The organism is Rhodanobacter sp. C03, from assembly GCF_002001175.1.
Lineage (GTDB): Bacteria > Pseudomonadota > Gammaproteobacteria > Xanthomonadales > Rhodanobacteraceae > Rhodanobacter.
This window is the reverse complement of record NZ_MUNT01000013.1, coordinates 41,788-56,087: the sequence shown is the minus strand read 5'-3', so window position 1 is coordinate 56,087 and position 14,300 is coordinate 41,788. Positions and strand designations below refer to the sequence as shown.

The following is a 14,300-nucleotide window of genomic DNA, read 5'->3' as shown; positions in this document are numbered from 1 at the left end:
ACCATGAAAAACATTGCCCAGTTTTTCGTCGACCGGCCGATCATGGCCGCCGTGCTGTCGCTGCTGTTCGTGATTACCGGCAGCATCGCGGTGTTCCAGCTGCCGATCAGCGAATACCCCGAAGTCGTGCCGCCCACCGTGGTGGTGCATGCCAGCTACCCCGGCGCCAATCCCAAGGTGATCGCCGAGACCGTCGCCACGCCGCTGGAAGAACAGATCAACGGCGCGGAAGGCATGCTGTACACCTCCTCGCAGGCAACCAGCGACGGCGCGCTCACGCTGACCGTGACCTTCGCCCTGGGCACCGATCTGCAGACCGCCCAGGTCGACGTGCAGAACCGCGTGGCGCAGGCCTTGCCCAAGCTGCCGGAGGAAGTGCAGCGGCTCGGCGTGACCACCCAGAAGAGTTCGCCCGATCTGACCATGGTGGTGCATCTCACCTCGCCGGATCAGCGCTACGACATGCTGTACCTGTCGAACTACGCGCGGCTGCACGTGAAGGATGTACTGGGCCGGCTCGACGGCGTCGGCGACGTGCAGATCTTCGGCGCCGGTGAATACTCGATGCGCGTGTGGCTGGATCCGCAGAAGCTGGCTTCGCGCGGACTCACCACCGGCGACGTGATCAACGCGATCCAAGAGCAGAACGTGCAGGTCGCGGCCGGTGCCTTGAACGCACCGCCGGGACCGAGCAACTCGGCGTTCCAGCTCAACATCAACACGCGTGGCCGACTGGTCAGCGAAGAGGATTTCCGCAACATCATCGTGCGCACCAATGCCGATGGCGGTGTCACCCATCTGAGTGACGTCGCCCGCGTCGACCTGGGTTCGAACAACTACGCGCTGCGCAGCCTGCTCGACAACAAGCCGGCGGTGGCGCTGCCGATCTTCGCGCGGCCCGGTTCCAATGCGATCCAGATCTCCAACGAAGTGCGCGCCACCATGGCGCAGTTGAAGAAGGATTTCCCGCAGGGCGTCGACTACAGCATCGTGTACGACCCCACGGTCTTCGTCCGTGGCTCGATCGAAGCGGTGGCGCATACGCTGATCGAAGCGATCCTGCTGGTGGTGCTGGTGGTGATCCTGTTCCTGCAGACCTGGCGCGCCTCGATCATTCCGCTGGTGGCGGTGCCGGTGTCGCTGATCGGCACATTCGCGGTGATGTACCTGGCCGGCTTCTCGCTCAACGCGCTGTCGCTGTTCGGACTAGTGCTGGCGATCGGCATCGTGGTCGATGACGCGATCGTGGTGGTGGAAAACGTCGAGCGGCATATCGAACTCGGGCAGTCACCGAAGGAGGCCACGCGCAAGGCAATGCACGAGGTCACCGGCCCGATCGTGGCCACCGCGCTGGTGTTGTGCGCGGTGTTTATCCCGACCGCCTTCGTCAGCGGCCTGACCGGTCAGTTCTATCGCCAGTTCGCGTTGACCATCGCGATCTCCACGGTGATCTCGGCGTTCAACTCGCTGACCCTGAGTCCGGCGCTGGCTGCCGTGCTGCTGAAGAGCCACGACGCGCCGAAGGATCGTCTGACGCGCTGGATCGATCGCGCGTTCGGCTGGCTGTTCCGCCCGTTCAACCGCATGTTCCATCGTGGCTCCGACCGTTATGTCGGCGGCGTGAAGCGCATCCTCGGCAAGGGCTCGATCGCGCTGGTGCTATATGCCGGCCTGATCGGCCTGACCTGGCTCGGCTTCTCGCATGTGCCGACCGGCTTCGTGCCGGCGCAGGACAAGCAGTACCTGGTGGCGTTCGCGCAACTGCCCGACGCGGCTTCGCTTGACCGCTCCGAGGATGTGATCCGGCGCATGGACGAGATCGCACTGAAGCAGCCGGGCGTGGAGCACGCCGTGTCCTTCCCCGGCCTGTCGATCAATGGCTTCACCAACAGCACCAACTCGGGCATCGTGTTCGTCACGCTGAAACCGTTCGAGGAACGCCGCAGCGCGGAGCTGTCGGCCGGTGCGATTGCCGGTGCACTGAACCAGAAATTCGCGGCGATCCAGGACGCCTATATCGCGGTGTTCCCGCCACCGCCGGTGATGGGGCTGGGCACGATCGGCGGTTTCCGCCTGCAGATCGAGGATCGCAGCGACCGTGGTTTCGACGAGCTGTACAAGCAGACCCAGGGCCTGATCGCGGCCAGCCAGAAAGTGCCGGCACTGGCCGGGCTGTTCTCCAGCTTCCAGGTCAGCGTGCCGCAGGTGGACGCCGACGTGGATCGCGAGAAGGCCAAGGCCGAAGGCGTGAACCTGGCCGACGTGTACCAAACCATGCAGGCCTATATGGGCTCGCTCTACGTCAATGACTTCAACCGTTTCGGCCGCACTTATCAGGTCAATGTATCGGCAGACCCCGCGTTCCGCCATTCGGCGCAGGACATCCTGCAACTGAAGACGCGCAACGCACAGGGCCAGATGGTGCCGCTGGGTTCGTTCGTCACCGTGCAGCAGGGTGCCGGTCCAGATCGCGTGCAGCATTACAACGGTTATCCCACCGCCGAGATCAATGGCGGCCCCGCGCCCGGTTTCAGTTCCGGCCAGGCACAGGCGGCGATGGAAAAACTGGCGAAGGAGAACCTGCCGGACGGCATCAGCTTCGAATGGACCGAACTGACCTACCAGCAGATCCTCGCCGGCAACACCGCGATCTTGGTGTTCCCGCTGTGCGTGCTGCTGGTGTTCCTGGTGCTGTCGTCGCTGTACGAAAGCTGGTCGCTGCCGTTGGCGGTGATCCTGATCGTGCCGATGGTGCTGCTGTCCGCGATTGCCGGCGTGTGGCTCTCCGGTGGCGACAACAACATCTTCACCCAGATCGGCTTGATCGTGCTGGTCGGACTGGCGTGCAAGAACGCGATCCTGATTGTCGAGTTTGCCCGCGAACGTCAGCACGAAGGCATGAGCCGTCATGAAGCGGTGCTGGAAGCGGCAAAGCTGCGCCTGCGCCCGATCCTGATGACCTCGTTCGCCTTCATCATGGGTGTAGTGCCACTGGTCACCTCGCACGGTGCCGGCGCCGAGATGCGGCATGCGATGGGCGTGGCGGTGTTCTCCGGCATGCTCGGCGTAACCATCTTCGGGCTGATCTACACGCCGCTGTTCTATGTGCTCATTCGTGCCCTGGTCGAGCGTCGCGAGGCATGGGCGCGCGAGCGCGCCGCCGCACACGCCCAGCCGGCGCTGGAGAACCATTGAGATGAAACCGTTGCTCAGGATCGCTGCCGTCGGTATCGCCGTGGCCTCGAACATGCTCGGCGTGACCCTGTCCGGACTGATCTACACGCCGTTGGTCTACGTCGTCATTCACGCCCTGGCGGAGCGCCGCGAGTCACGCGCACACGCTATCGGGTCGGAGAACCATTGATGAAATTTTTCATGCACAACACCGTGCGGGCATCCTCCGCTCGTCATTCCGGCGAAGGCCGGACAAAAGCGAGCCATGCGAGCGTTGAACAGCCGAAGGCTGGCCCCGGAGGGGCGAGCGTAGCGAGTCATCGCTTCTCCGCGCACCCCGATGAGCGAGCAAGTGCGATCCCGGCCTTCGCCGGGATGACGGCAGTTTTTCGCGCGTCGCTACTCGCCGCGGCCCTGGCTCTCGCCGGCTGTGCCAGCGTGGGCCCGAACTATCACGAAGTGAAACCCGCTGCGCCGCAGCTGCAGGGCCTCGATGCCACGCAGGAAAGCAATGCACAGTTCCAGGCCGCGTGGTGGAAGCAGTTCAACGACCCCACGCTGGATGCATTGATCCAGCGTGCCGCCGCGAACAACCTGGACCTGCGCATGGCGGTGGCGCGACTGCATGAATCGCGTGCGCTGCTGAGCAGTGCCAAGTCCGATCAGTTGCCCACCGTGGACACCGATCTGAACTACACACGCAGTCGCGGCCAGCAGCCTGGGTTCACCAGTCAACGCACCACCGTCACCACCTATCAGGCCGGTTTCGATGCGTCGTGGGAACTGGATCTGTTCGGCGGTGTGCGTCGGTCGGTCGAAGCCTCGCATGCCGATCTCGGCGCCAGCGAGGCGGCCCTGCACGATGCCCAGGTCAGCCTGCTGGCTGAAGTCGCGCGCAACTATTTCGAGTTGCGCGGCAGCCAATTGCGGCTGGACATCGCCCAGCGCGACATCGACAACCAGCAGCAGACCGTGCACCTCACCGAAGTGCGCAATCAACTCGGCTCCGGTTCCGAGCAGGACGTGGCCAGCGCCAAGGCGCGGCTGAGCGCGGTGCAGGCGCAGCTACCTGTGCTGCAAACGCAGGTCAGCGCCAACGAATTTCGGCTTGCCGTGTTGCTGGGCGAGCGACCGGGTGAACTCGACATCGACGTCTCCACGAAGAGCTTCACGCCGATCGCGATCAACCTGCCGATCGGCGACGCCGGCGACGTGCTGGCGCGCCGACCTGATGTACACATCGCCGAACGCGAATACGCCGCCGCCACCGCGCGCATCGGCGTGGCCAAAGCGGATTTCTTTCCGCACATCACGCTGGGTGGCTTCCTCGGTTTCCTGGCCGGACGCAGCAACGATTTCGGTAGTCCGTCGACACGCGCATGGTCGCTGGCGCCGAGCATCAGCTGGCCGGGTCTGAACGTGCAGCGCGTGCGTGCCAACCTGCATGCCAGCGAAGCACGCGCCGATGCGGCACAGGCGAACTACCAGCAGACCGTGTTGCTGGCGATCGAGGATATCGACAACGCAGTCACCGGCTTCAACCAGCAGCGCGTGCGCGTCGATCGCCTGATCGAACAGAGCACGCAGAGCAGGCGTGCCGCGGAGCTGGCGCAGGTGCGTTACCAGGAAGGCGCCACCAGCTTCCTCGAACTGCTCGACGCCGAACGTACCCAGCTGTCCGCCGAGGACGATCTGGCCCAGGCCGAAGCATCGATCAACACCCGCGCCGTGGCGTTGTACAAGGCACTCGGTGGCGGCTGGCAGGCTTGCGGTGACGAACATTGCAGCGCTGTCGCCAAGGCTGACCCCAGCGTCGCGCCATGAACAGTCGGATGGCCAAACGCACGCCGGTGGCGACACCGGTCTATCGCGTGGCGCTGGTCAGCGGCGCCAATCGCGGCATCGGTTTCGAGGTGGCACGCCAGCTCAGCGAGCGCGGCATGACCGTGTTGCTGGGCGCACGCGACCTCGACAAGGGGCTGCACGCGGCGCGCAAACTGGCCGGTGCAGCGGGTGAGGTGATCGCCGTGCAGCTCGACGTCACCCATCAGGACGAAGTCGATGCCCTCGCGCGCTGGATCGAGGTCACCTACGGCCGGCTCGACGTGCTGGTCAACAATGCCGGCGGTCACTACGACCACGATGCCGAAGCAAGCACGCCCGACCTCGCCTCGGCACGCGATGCGCTGGACACGAACCTGTTCGGCGCCTGGCGCCTGTCCAGCGCGACGCTGCCGCTGATGCGCAAGCACGGCTACGGCCGCATCGTGAATATCTCCAGCGGCTGCGCCACCGCATCCGATGGCAGCAATTGCGTGGCCTACCGCACCTCCAAAGCCGCACTCAATGCGTATACGCGCACGCTGGCGTCAGAACTTGAAGGGAGCGGCATCGCAGTCAACGCGGTGTGTCCGGGCTGGGTTGCCACCGAACTCGGCGGCCCCGGTGGACGGCCGGTGGAGCGCGGCGCCGCCGGCATCGTATGGGCGGCCAGCCTGCCCGTGCCGGCGCCGACCGGACGCTTCTTCCGCGACGGCGAAATCATTCCCTGGTGAACGGTTTGAAATGAATCGGCCGCAATGAATCAGCGCTGCACGATCACCGCGAACCAGTGCCAGCTGCGCACACGTTCGGCAATGAGCTTGGTGCAGGTCAGCATCGGCACCGCCAGCAGCGCACCAGGAATGCCCCATAGCCAACCCCATACCAGCAGCCATAGCAGGATCGCGATCGGACTGAGGCGCATGCTGTGGCCCTGGATCATCGGCGTGATCAGGTTGCCTTCCAGCGCGGTGATGCCGGCGAAGGTCAGCACCGGCAGGAATACATGCAGGCTCATCTCGTTCGCGTAGAGCATGCACACCACCGCCAGCACCGAGGTGGTGACGATCGCACCGACGTAGGGAATGAAGTTGGCGAACATCGCCACCGCGCCCCACAGCAATGGATCCGGCACCTTGTACAGCCACAGCATGCCCGCGGTAACTGCACCGAGCCCCGCATTGATCAGCAGCGCGGTCAGCAGGTAGCGCGAGACCTCGGTCTGGATGCCGCGCACGATCACCACCGCATGCCGCTTGTAGCCAAAGCTCGGGGTGATCTCCACCAGCCGGCGCAGCATGGTGTCGCCATAGACCAGGAAGAAGAACACCAGCAGCACCACGCTGAGTACCGCGGCCAGCACCTTGGGCGTGGTGGAGACCACGTCCCAGGCACTGATCGTCATCGGTGGGGATGGCGTGGCCGCGGTGTGGATGGTGCTGGTGTTGCCGCTGACCAGGGTCTGGGTGGCGCGGTTTGCCGCCTCCAGCGGCTGGGTGAGGTGCTTCAGTTTCGGTACGAAACTCTTGAGCGCCTGCGGTGCACCATGGAACCAGCCGATGGCCGGTTGCGCCAGCATGCTCACGCCGCTGCCGATGCCGACGATCAGGCCGATCATCAGCACGCTCGCGGTCAGCCAGCGCGGCAGATGGATGCGTGTCCCGGCAGCGACCAGCGGATTCAGCGCCAGCCCGAGGAAGGCGGCCAGCACCAGCGGAATCAGCAGCGCCTTGGTCAGCGTGATGGTGTACATCAACGCGAAGAACAGCAGCATGTTCAACAACCCACGGATCGCGCGCAGATGGCGACGCATGCCGCGCGCCGTCTGCAACCCGCGCATCATCTTTAACGGTGGAGAGCCCGGCGTCAGCTGTTTCGGCAACACCGCATCTTCGTTGGCAGGCTCATCCAGCGGAGACGGCAGTTGTTCGGGCTCGCTCATGACGGTTCGCCGCCATCCACATTCGCTTCATTGTTATCGTTATCCGCGCGGCGCTCGGACGCAGCGAATCCCGCCATGCCCAGTTCGGCCAGCAGGCGCGTGCCATGCGTAACCATCTCGGCCAGCCCGCCGCCGAGCAGCGAGCCCAGCCCCGGCACGCGCAACGGATGCACGTTGAGACTGCCCAGCGCGAAGCCGGCACCGGCCGCCACACCCACCGTGGTCAACGGATATTGATGGCCACGGGTCAGCAACGCCGCAGCCGGCGTGCTCAAGTCCTCTCGCGCCGCACTCATGCGCAGCTGCGCCACGCGCACCTTGGCCAGTTGATCGAAGACGTTCATGGCCGATCCTCCTTCCCGTCATCCTGCGCGGCCGCGCTCTTGATCCCGCTCTCGGCCTTCTGCAGGGTGTCACGCATCATCGCACTCCATTCGTTGCGCGTGGCGGGCAGGCTCATCCAGTGCATGCAGCGACGGAACAGCATGATCGAACCCAGCAGGAACAGCACCTGCAACACCGCCAGCACCAGTAACGCCCAGATCCATGAGCCGAACCACGCTGCCAGCACGACGCCGAGCAGGCCCAGCACGGTCAGCCCGAAACCGACACCGGCCACCGTGGCGGCCAGACCGGCCAGCAGCATCCACGACACCGCGCTGCGCGCCAGCCCCAGTTCCGCCGCCAGCAGATGCAGCTGCGCACCGAACAGGCGCTTGACCGCGCGACCGAGCTGGCCGATCTCGGTCAACAACCCAGACGACGACGGCGCCGGATCCGGCGCCGCCGCTTCGCGGGGTGATTCACCCTCGTTATGCATTCCCTGCCCCCGCGTCGTATGGATCAACGCCGCAGGATACGGCCAAGCAGCCAGCCCGCGCCAAGTGCGATGGCGACCGACTGCACCGGCTTCTCGCGCACGTATTCGCGTGCCTGCTCCAGCCATGCATCGGCGCGATCCATCGTCTCGTCATAGACCTCGCGGCCACGCTCGCTGATTTCGGCCGCCTTGTCGGTGGCGCGGTTGGCGGCATTCGCGGCCTTGTCGGTGGCGTGATGCAGGCCTTCCTCGACATGATCGGCAGCGCGATCCACCGCGTCCTTGGTACTGGTCACGACATTTGAAGTGGCCTGCTTGACGCGCTCGGCACTCTCGTCAATGCGATTGCCGGTGAGCGACTCGGGGGTTTGTACCTGCTTGTTCATTGCATGCTCCGGAAAGACTTCAGTGTGGCGCAAACGTGTTGCAACGGACGGCCATTCAACTGGCGCGACGGAAGAACGCGATGACCGCCAGAATCAGAAAAATGATGAACAGGATCTTCGCAATGCCGGCCGCGGCACCCGCGATACCGCCAAAACCCAATACCGCGGCGATGATAGCTATGACCAGAAAAACCAGGGCGTAATGAAGCATGGTGGTGTCCTCTTGAATGAAAGCCAGCGGCGGCCAGCGAGGCCACGTGCTGCCATTCACCCATAGCCCGTGCCATGCGGGTGTGAAGGGAAACGGCGCCGCCGTGCACGCGGCGCCGACGTTTGGCTCAGCCCGCTACCGCCGGATTGAGGCTGTAGGTGCCGATCAGTTCGGCCTCGGCCAGCACATGGCCAGCCATCGCCGCTCGCAGTTGCGCCGCCGTGAAACCTTCCGCCAGCGGCAACGTGGCTACGTCGAGTGCACTGATCTTGAAGTGATAGTGATGCAGCAAGGCATCGTTCCACGGCGGGCACGGACCGTCGTAACCGAGATATTCGCCGCCCATGTCCGCGTCGCCGGAGAACCAGCCGGTGTAGTCATTCACGCCCTGCACACTGCCCGGCGGCCCGATCGGATCGCGCTTGCCGCCCAGGGTGATCCCGTCACTGCATGAACCCGCACCCAGCTCGGCGTACTCGGCCGGGATATTCGCCATCAGCCAGTGCACGAACTCCACCCGCGGCAAGTCCGCCGGCACTGTGCGACCTTCTTTGTTCACGTCATCCCCACGGCTAGGCACGTCGGTATCGATGCAGGTGAGTACGAATGAGCGAGTGACCGATGGCGCATTCTTCCAAGCCAAGTGCGGGCTCAGGTTGTCCGACAGCGCGAACGGATTCGCGCGCTTGCCGAACGCGTACTCGGCGGGGATCGGCTGGTTATTCTCAAAATTGTCGCTGCGTAGTTGCATGAATATCTCCGTCTAACTTCAAATCTCGTCATTCCTGCGAAGGCAGGAATCGCACTTCAACAGCGTCACAGACCACTCAGCTACAGAATAGTTGGATACAGATCACACCACTCAGGATTCTCACTCTCAATCAACCGCATCTTCCAAGCCCGCTTCCAACCCTTGAGCGTCTTCTCGCACAGGATCGCGGACTCCATCGTCGGGTGAAGCTCGTACCAGACCAGCGTATGCACGCCGTATCGGTTGGTATAGCCCTCCACTACATCGTTCTTGTGCTGCCAGATGCGTTTGACGAGATCGCTGGTGACGCCAATATAGAGGACGCCATTCTTCCTGCTCGCCAACATGTAGACACAGGGTTGTCGCCGATCCATGGCGTTTTCTCCAATGTTGAAGTGCGATTCCGGCCTTCGCCGAAATGACGAATATGTGAGAGATTGGTAACCAGGATATTGCGGACTTTCGCCTTTTAGCTCGTCATTCCGGCGAAGGCCGGAATCGCACTTCACGGCAATGCAGGAATGACATGGTCGGACTCAAGGCTTGTACGTCACCCGATACACCGCTCCCGCCAGATCATCACTCACCAGCACACTGCCATCCGGCAGCGGCTGCACGTCGGCCGGGCGGCCCCACGCGCTTTCGTTCTGCTCGAAGCCGGTGATCAGCGGCTCGTACGACAGCACCTTGCTGCCGTTCAACCGCACCGTCATCACCCGGTAACCGGATTTCTTGCTGCGGTTCCACGAGCCGTGTTCGGCCACGATGATCGCGCCCTTGTAGCTGGCCGGGAACTGTTTGCCCTCGTAGAAGCGCATGCCGAGCGAGGCCACGTGTGCGCCGAGTTTCAGCACCGGCGGCACGTAATCCTTGCAGCTCTTGCCCTTGCCGAATTCGGGATCGAGCGTGTCGCCCTGATGGCAATACGGATAACCGAAGTGTTCGCCGCTGCGGGTGATCTCGTTCAACTCGTCGCTGGGCATGTCGTCGCCCATTTCGTCGCGGCCGTTGTCGGTGAACCACAAATGCTTCGTCCCTGGCTGCCAGTCGAAACCGACCGTGTTGCGAATGCCGCGGGCCACGTCCTCGATACCGGAGCCGTCCGCGTTCATGCGGGTCAGCTTGCCGTGATCCGGACCCGGATCGCAGATGTTGCATGGCGCGCCGATCGGCACGTAGAGCTTACCGTCCGGACCAAATGCGATGAACTTCCAGCCGTGGTGCGTCTCGGTGGGAAACTTGTCGGTGACCACCATGGGCTTGGGCGGATCGTCCAGATGGTTCTCGATATCGCGCAACACATAAATCCGGCTGACCGCGGACACATACAAGTCACCGTTCTTGAATGCCACACCGACCGGCAGCTGCAAGCCACTGGCGATCACGCGCACCTTGTCGGCCACACCGTCGCCTTTCGTGTCGGTCAGCGCGTACACCTTGCCGGCGCTGTTGGAACCCACGAACACGGTGCCTTTCGCGCCCAGCGTGATCTCGCGCGCATTCGGCACCTGGTCCGAATACACCGCGATATGGAAACCCTGCGGCAGGGTCAGCTTGTCCAGTTGCGGCACGGCAAGCACCGGTAGCGACAACAGGGTCAGCAACAACGACAGCAGCAGACGCATGACGGCACTCCTCGAAGTGGAACGCCCAGCGTATACCCGGGCGCGTGAAGCCAGAAGCAATACCGCTCTGCTAACGTGGTGTCCTTCACAAGGGGACGATATGAGCGAGTTGGACGACCTCACCACGCTGGTGCGCGCCGCCACGCCACTGCTGGTGATCGAGACGGTGGACGAGCAACGCGTGATCGAATGCTTCCGCCATGTGATCGCGCAGGCGCTGCATCCGCTGTGGCGCTGGACGCTGACCGACGGCTTGAGCCGGCTCGACTTCGCCCAGCTCGAGGGCGAGATCGCGCCGGATGCTACCGCCACGCTGGACGCGATCCGCATGCAGGGCGAGCGCGGCATCTACCTGATGTTCGATTTCCATGGCTTGCTGCGCTACGCGATGAGCCTGCGCCAGATGCGCGAGATCGTGCAGCGGCAGCGTTCCGCCGCGCACACCATCGTGCTGGTCGGCGCCAAGGTCGAGCTGCCGGAAGAGCTCGAAGCGCTGGCCCTGCGCGTACCGCTGTCGCTGCCCGACATCAAGGAGCTGGCCGGCATCATGCGCGGCGAAGCGGTGGCCTGGCAGCGCGAGCAGGGTCGCAAGATCGAAGTGGACAACGACGCGGCGCGCACCATCGTGCGCAACCTGCTCGGCCTGTCCGCACCGGATGCGCGACGCATCGTGCGCAAGCTGATCTACAACGATGGCGCGCTCGGCCCGCAGGACCTGCCCGAACTGATGCAGTCGAAGTTCGACCTGCTCAACCGCTCCGGCCTGCTGCACTACGAATACGCCACCGCCAGCTTCGCCGATATCGCCGGGGTCAGCCGCGTGCGCGAATGGGTGCAGCGCCGGCGCGCCGTATTCCTCGATCCATCCGCCGCGCCGACGCTCGATCCGCCCAAGGGTGTGTTGTTGCTCGGCGTGCAGGGTTGCGGCAAGAGCCTCGCCGCGAAGGCGATCGCCGGCGGCTTCGGCGTGCCGCTGGTGCGGCTGGACTTCGGCATGCTGTACAACAAGTACCAGGGCGAGACCGAGAAGAACCTGCGCGACGCGCTGAGCAGCACCGAGCTGCTGGCGCCGTGCGTGCTGTGGATCGACGAGATCGAGAAGGGCCTCGCCGGCGGCGGCGATGACGGTGGCGTGTCGCGCCGCGTACTCGGCTACCTGCTGACCTGGATGGCCGAACGCAAGGCCAAGGTATTCGTGGTCGCCACCGCGAACGCGGTCAACGAGCTGCCCGCTGAGCTGCTGCGCAAGGGCCGCTTCGACGAGATCTTCTTCGTCGACCTGCCGCAGGCATCCGTGCGCAGCGAGATCTTCGCAATGCACCTCACCCGCCGCAAACTCGACCCCGCCAGCTTCGACCTGTCTGCGCTCGCCGGCGCCAGCGACGGTTTCTCCGGCGCCGAAATCGAACAGACCATCGTAAGTTCACTCTACGACGCCGCTGGCAACGGCACGCCACCGGATCAGGCGACCCTGCTCAATGCGTTGAAGCAGACGCGGCCTTTGTCGGTGCTGATGCGTGAGCAGGTCGAGACGTTGCGGACGTGGGCAGAAGGACGGTGCGTGGCAGCGGATTGAGTGACCTCAAGCCGTGCTGCACAACATCGACGCGGCTCTGACCGGGCGCCCTGTTTCGGCGTAGTCTTGAACGCCCATCGTCAGGAGGGTCGAACCATGTTTCGTCGTACCTGCAAGCTGCTCATCCCGCTGATCGTGACGTTGCTGCTCCCCGCCGTCGGCAGCGCCGCTACTGCCGCCACACCCGACAGCACCACCGCGGCACTGCAGCAGGCGATGAACGGCCACTGGCGATCGGCCGCCAACCAGGCGCGCGATCAATATCGCCACCCGGTCGAGACCCTGCAATTCTTCGGTATCAAACCGAACATGACGGTGATCGAACTGTCGCCCGGCGGCGGCTGGTACACCGAAATCCTCGCGCCGTTCCTCTACGCGCATGGTCACCTGATCGAAGCAGCACCGGCGACGGCCGCGAAATTCACCGCCAAGCTCAAGGCCGATCCGGCGGTGTACGGACATATCGCGAAAGTCATCCCGTTCGCACCACCGGATCAGGTGAATCTAGGCGCCAACAACTCGGCCGACATGGTGCTCAGCTTTCGCAACACACATGACTGGCTGAACCATAGCCCGGCCACCCTCGACGCCGTCTTCAAAGCCGCGTTCAACGTGCTCAAGCCCGGTGGCGTGTTCGGCGTCACCGAACACCGCGCCAAACCGTTTGCCGATGGCGTGGAAAGCGCCGGCGCCTTGCACCGCTTGCCCGAGGATTACCTGATCACACTCACGCTCAAGACCGGCTTCCGCGTGGCTGGCGTGTCGGAGATCAATGCCAACTCGAACGATCCGGAAGACATCAACGTGCACCGCCTGCCGCCGGATCTGGCCGGGCCCGACAGCGAGCACGCGAAGATGAAGACGATCGGCGAGTCGGACCGGATGACGTTGCGGTTTGTGAAACCGTGAGGGCGTGGCCCTGATAACGGCTTCAATCAGTGCGTATCGAGGCAGGACAAGGATGTCACCCGCCATGTTGATTCTTGCTCCATTCGTGGCACAGTCATCGGCCGAATAACTCCACCTGATTCAATTATTCATGGAAGCGGAAGACCTGCCGAAGCTGGTGAGCGTGCGCATGCCGTATGGCAAGTATCAGGGCCGGCTGATTGCCGACCTGCCCGGTGCGTATCTCGCGTGGTTCGCGCGCAAGGGCTTTCCGAACGGCGAGCTGGGCCGGTTGCTGGGATTGATGCTGGAGCTGGATCACAACGGGCTGTCGTCGCTGCTCGATCCGCTGCGCAAACGTTAGCAGCGCTGTGCGTGGTTACACTGGCGCCCGATGAATACCTACTTACATGAATTCAGCAGCGTCACCAGCGCGCTAGCCGCCGATGGCTGGTGCGTGGTGCCGGATCTGCTGTCGGCCGCGCAGACGCAGGCGTTGGCAGCCGAATGCCGCGCCATGCACGAGGCGCAACGGCTGATACCGGCGCGGGTTGGCGCCGCACGAACGGCAACGCCGTTGCGCGGCGACAGCACGCACTGGTTCCAGGCCGGGGCGATGAGCGTGCCGCAGCAGGTATTCACCGATCGCCTCGACGCGCTGCGCCTCGCACTCAATCGCGAGCTGATGCTTGGTCTGGTCGAATGCGAATCGCACTATGCGGTCTATCCGCCGGGCGCCGGTTATACAAGGCATATCGACCGCCTGCGCGACAGCGATGCGCGGGTGGTGTCGGCGGTGTTCTACCTCAACGAAGACTGGCAGGACACCGATGGCGGTGCGCTGCGACTGTATCTGGACGGCGGCTCGCACCGCGACATCTATCCGCACGCCGGCAGCCTGCTGCTGTTTCTATCGGCGCAGTTCGAGCACGAGGTGCTGCCGGCCACGCGCGACCGCATGAGCATCGCCTGCTGGATGCGGCAGCGGACGTTCGGTGTGATTGGTTGAGCCGCGCGTAGGAGCGCACCCCCGGATCGGGTCCGGGGCAGGCTCTGCGCGCTATGCTTTTTTGTAGGAGCGACTTCAGTCGCGATGCTTTTGCTGG

Annotated in this window: 16 protein-coding genes; 8 read left to right on the top strand and 8 right to left on the bottom strand. The window is 64.0% G+C overall.

Annotated elements, in window-relative coordinates; translation table 11 throughout:
• Nucleotides 1–3: 3 nt before the first annotated feature.
• The 4 genes from B0E48_RS16630 to B0E48_RS16620 all read left to right on the top strand — a co-directional run bounded on the left by B0E48_RS16630 (nt 4) and on the right by B0E48_RS16620 (nt 5,729).
• The gene (locus B0E48_RS16630) at nt 4–3,195 is read left to right on the top strand and encodes an efflux RND transporter permease subunit (RefSeq protein ID WP_077519280.1); all 3,192 of its coding nucleotides are present in this window, start codon (nt 4–6) and stop codon (nt 3,193–3,195) included.
• A gap of 1 nt (nt 3,196) precedes the next feature.
• A complete protein-coding gene (locus B0E48_RS17840; protein WP_168170398.1) occupies nt 3,197–3,364 on the top strand; it encodes a hypothetical protein in 168 nt (55 codons plus the stop codon).
• 185 nt (nt 3,365–3,549) lie between these two features.
• A complete protein-coding gene (locus B0E48_RS16625) occupies nt 3,550–4,998 on the top strand; it encodes an efflux transporter outer membrane subunit (protein WP_077519279.1) in 1,449 nt (482 codons plus the stop codon).
• Nucleotides 4,999–5,006: 8 nt separating this feature from the next.
• Nucleotides 5,007–5,729, top strand: a complete 723-nt coding sequence (locus B0E48_RS16620) for an SDR family oxidoreductase (RefSeq protein WP_254424004.1) — start codon at nt 5,007–5,009, stop codon at nt 5,727–5,729.
• Between the two features lie 29 nt (nt 5,730–5,758).
• Here B0E48_RS16620 and B0E48_RS16615 read toward each other — a convergent pair whose 3' ends face one another.
• The 8 genes from B0E48_RS16615 to B0E48_RS16580 form a co-directional block, all read right to left on the bottom strand.
• Nucleotides 5,759–6,838 carry an AI-2E family transporter gene (locus B0E48_RS16615; RefSeq protein WP_254424006.1) on the bottom strand — a complete coding sequence of 360 codons (1,080 nt, stop codon included), beginning with the start codon at nt 6,836–6,838 and terminating at the stop codon, nt 5,759–5,761.
• Nucleotides 6,839–6,933: 95 nt separating this feature from the next.
• Nucleotides 6,934–7,281 carry a hypothetical protein gene (locus B0E48_RS16610; protein WP_077519276.1) on the bottom strand — a complete coding sequence of 116 codons (348 nt, stop codon included), beginning with the start codon at nt 7,279–7,281 and terminating at the stop codon, nt 6,934–6,936.
• Nucleotides 7,278–7,757: a hypothetical protein gene (locus tag B0E48_RS16605; protein WP_077519275.1), complete on the bottom strand. Its 480-nt coding sequence runs from the start codon at nt 7,755–7,757 to the stop codon at nt 7,278–7,280. Before B0E48_RS16605 ends, B0E48_RS16610 begins: the two co-directional genes overlap by 4 nt.
• A 23-nt stretch (nt 7,758–7,780) precedes the next feature.
• Nucleotides 7,781–8,143: a DUF883 family protein gene (locus tag B0E48_RS16600; RefSeq protein ID WP_077519274.1), complete on the bottom strand. Its 363-nt coding sequence runs from the start codon at nt 8,141–8,143 to the stop codon at nt 7,781–7,783.
• Between the two features lie 55 nt (nt 8,144–8,198).
• The gene (locus B0E48_RS16595; protein WP_077440832.1) at nt 8,199–8,354 is read right to left on the bottom strand and encodes a DUF1328 domain-containing protein; all 156 of its coding nucleotides are present in this window, start codon (nt 8,352–8,354) and stop codon (nt 8,199–8,201) included.
• A gap of 127 nt (nt 8,355–8,481) precedes the next feature.
• Nucleotides 8,482–9,105: a YbhB/YbcL family Raf kinase inhibitor-like protein gene (locus B0E48_RS16590; RefSeq protein ID WP_077519273.1), complete on the bottom strand. Its 624-nt coding sequence runs from the start codon at nt 9,103–9,105 to the stop codon at nt 8,482–8,484.
• An 80-nt stretch (nt 9,106–9,185) separates the two neighbouring features.
• Nucleotides 9,186–9,479, bottom strand: a complete 294-nt coding sequence (locus tag B0E48_RS16585) for a GIY-YIG nuclease family protein (protein ID WP_077519272.1) — start codon at nt 9,477–9,479, stop codon at nt 9,186–9,188.
• Nucleotides 9,480–9,641: 162 nt separating this feature from the next.
• Nucleotides 9,642–10,730, bottom strand: a complete 1,089-nt coding sequence (locus B0E48_RS16580; RefSeq protein WP_077519271.1) for a PQQ-dependent sugar dehydrogenase — start codon at nt 10,728–10,730, stop codon at nt 9,642–9,644.
• A gap of 100 nt (nt 10,731–10,830) precedes the next feature.
• On the opposite strand from B0E48_RS16580, the gene B0E48_RS16575 reads away from it, so the two are divergent.
• The 4 genes from B0E48_RS16575 to B0E48_RS16560 all read left to right on the top strand — a co-directional run bounded on the left by B0E48_RS16575 (nt 10,831) and on the right by B0E48_RS16560 (nt 14,203).
• On the top strand, nt 10,831–12,306 hold the full coding sequence (locus B0E48_RS16575) for an AAA family ATPase (protein WP_077519270.1): 1,476 nt from the start codon (nt 10,831–10,833) through the stop codon (nt 12,304–12,306).
• A gap of 96 nt (nt 12,307–12,402) precedes the next feature.
• Nucleotides 12,403–13,215: a class I SAM-dependent methyltransferase gene (locus B0E48_RS16570; protein WP_077519269.1), complete on the top strand. Its 813-nt coding sequence runs from the start codon at nt 12,403–12,405 to the stop codon at nt 13,213–13,215.
• A gap of 130 nt (nt 13,216–13,345) precedes the next feature.
• Nucleotides 13,346–13,558: a DUF3820 family protein gene (locus B0E48_RS16565; RefSeq protein ID WP_077519268.1), complete on the top strand. Its 213-nt coding sequence runs from the start codon at nt 13,346–13,348 to the stop codon at nt 13,556–13,558.
• A gap of 30 nt (nt 13,559–13,588) precedes the next feature.
• A complete protein-coding gene (locus B0E48_RS16560; protein ID WP_077519267.1) occupies nt 13,589–14,203 on the top strand; it encodes a 2OG-Fe(II) oxygenase in 615 nt (204 codons plus the stop codon).
• The last annotated feature ends 97 nt before the right edge of the window (nt 14,204–14,300 follow it).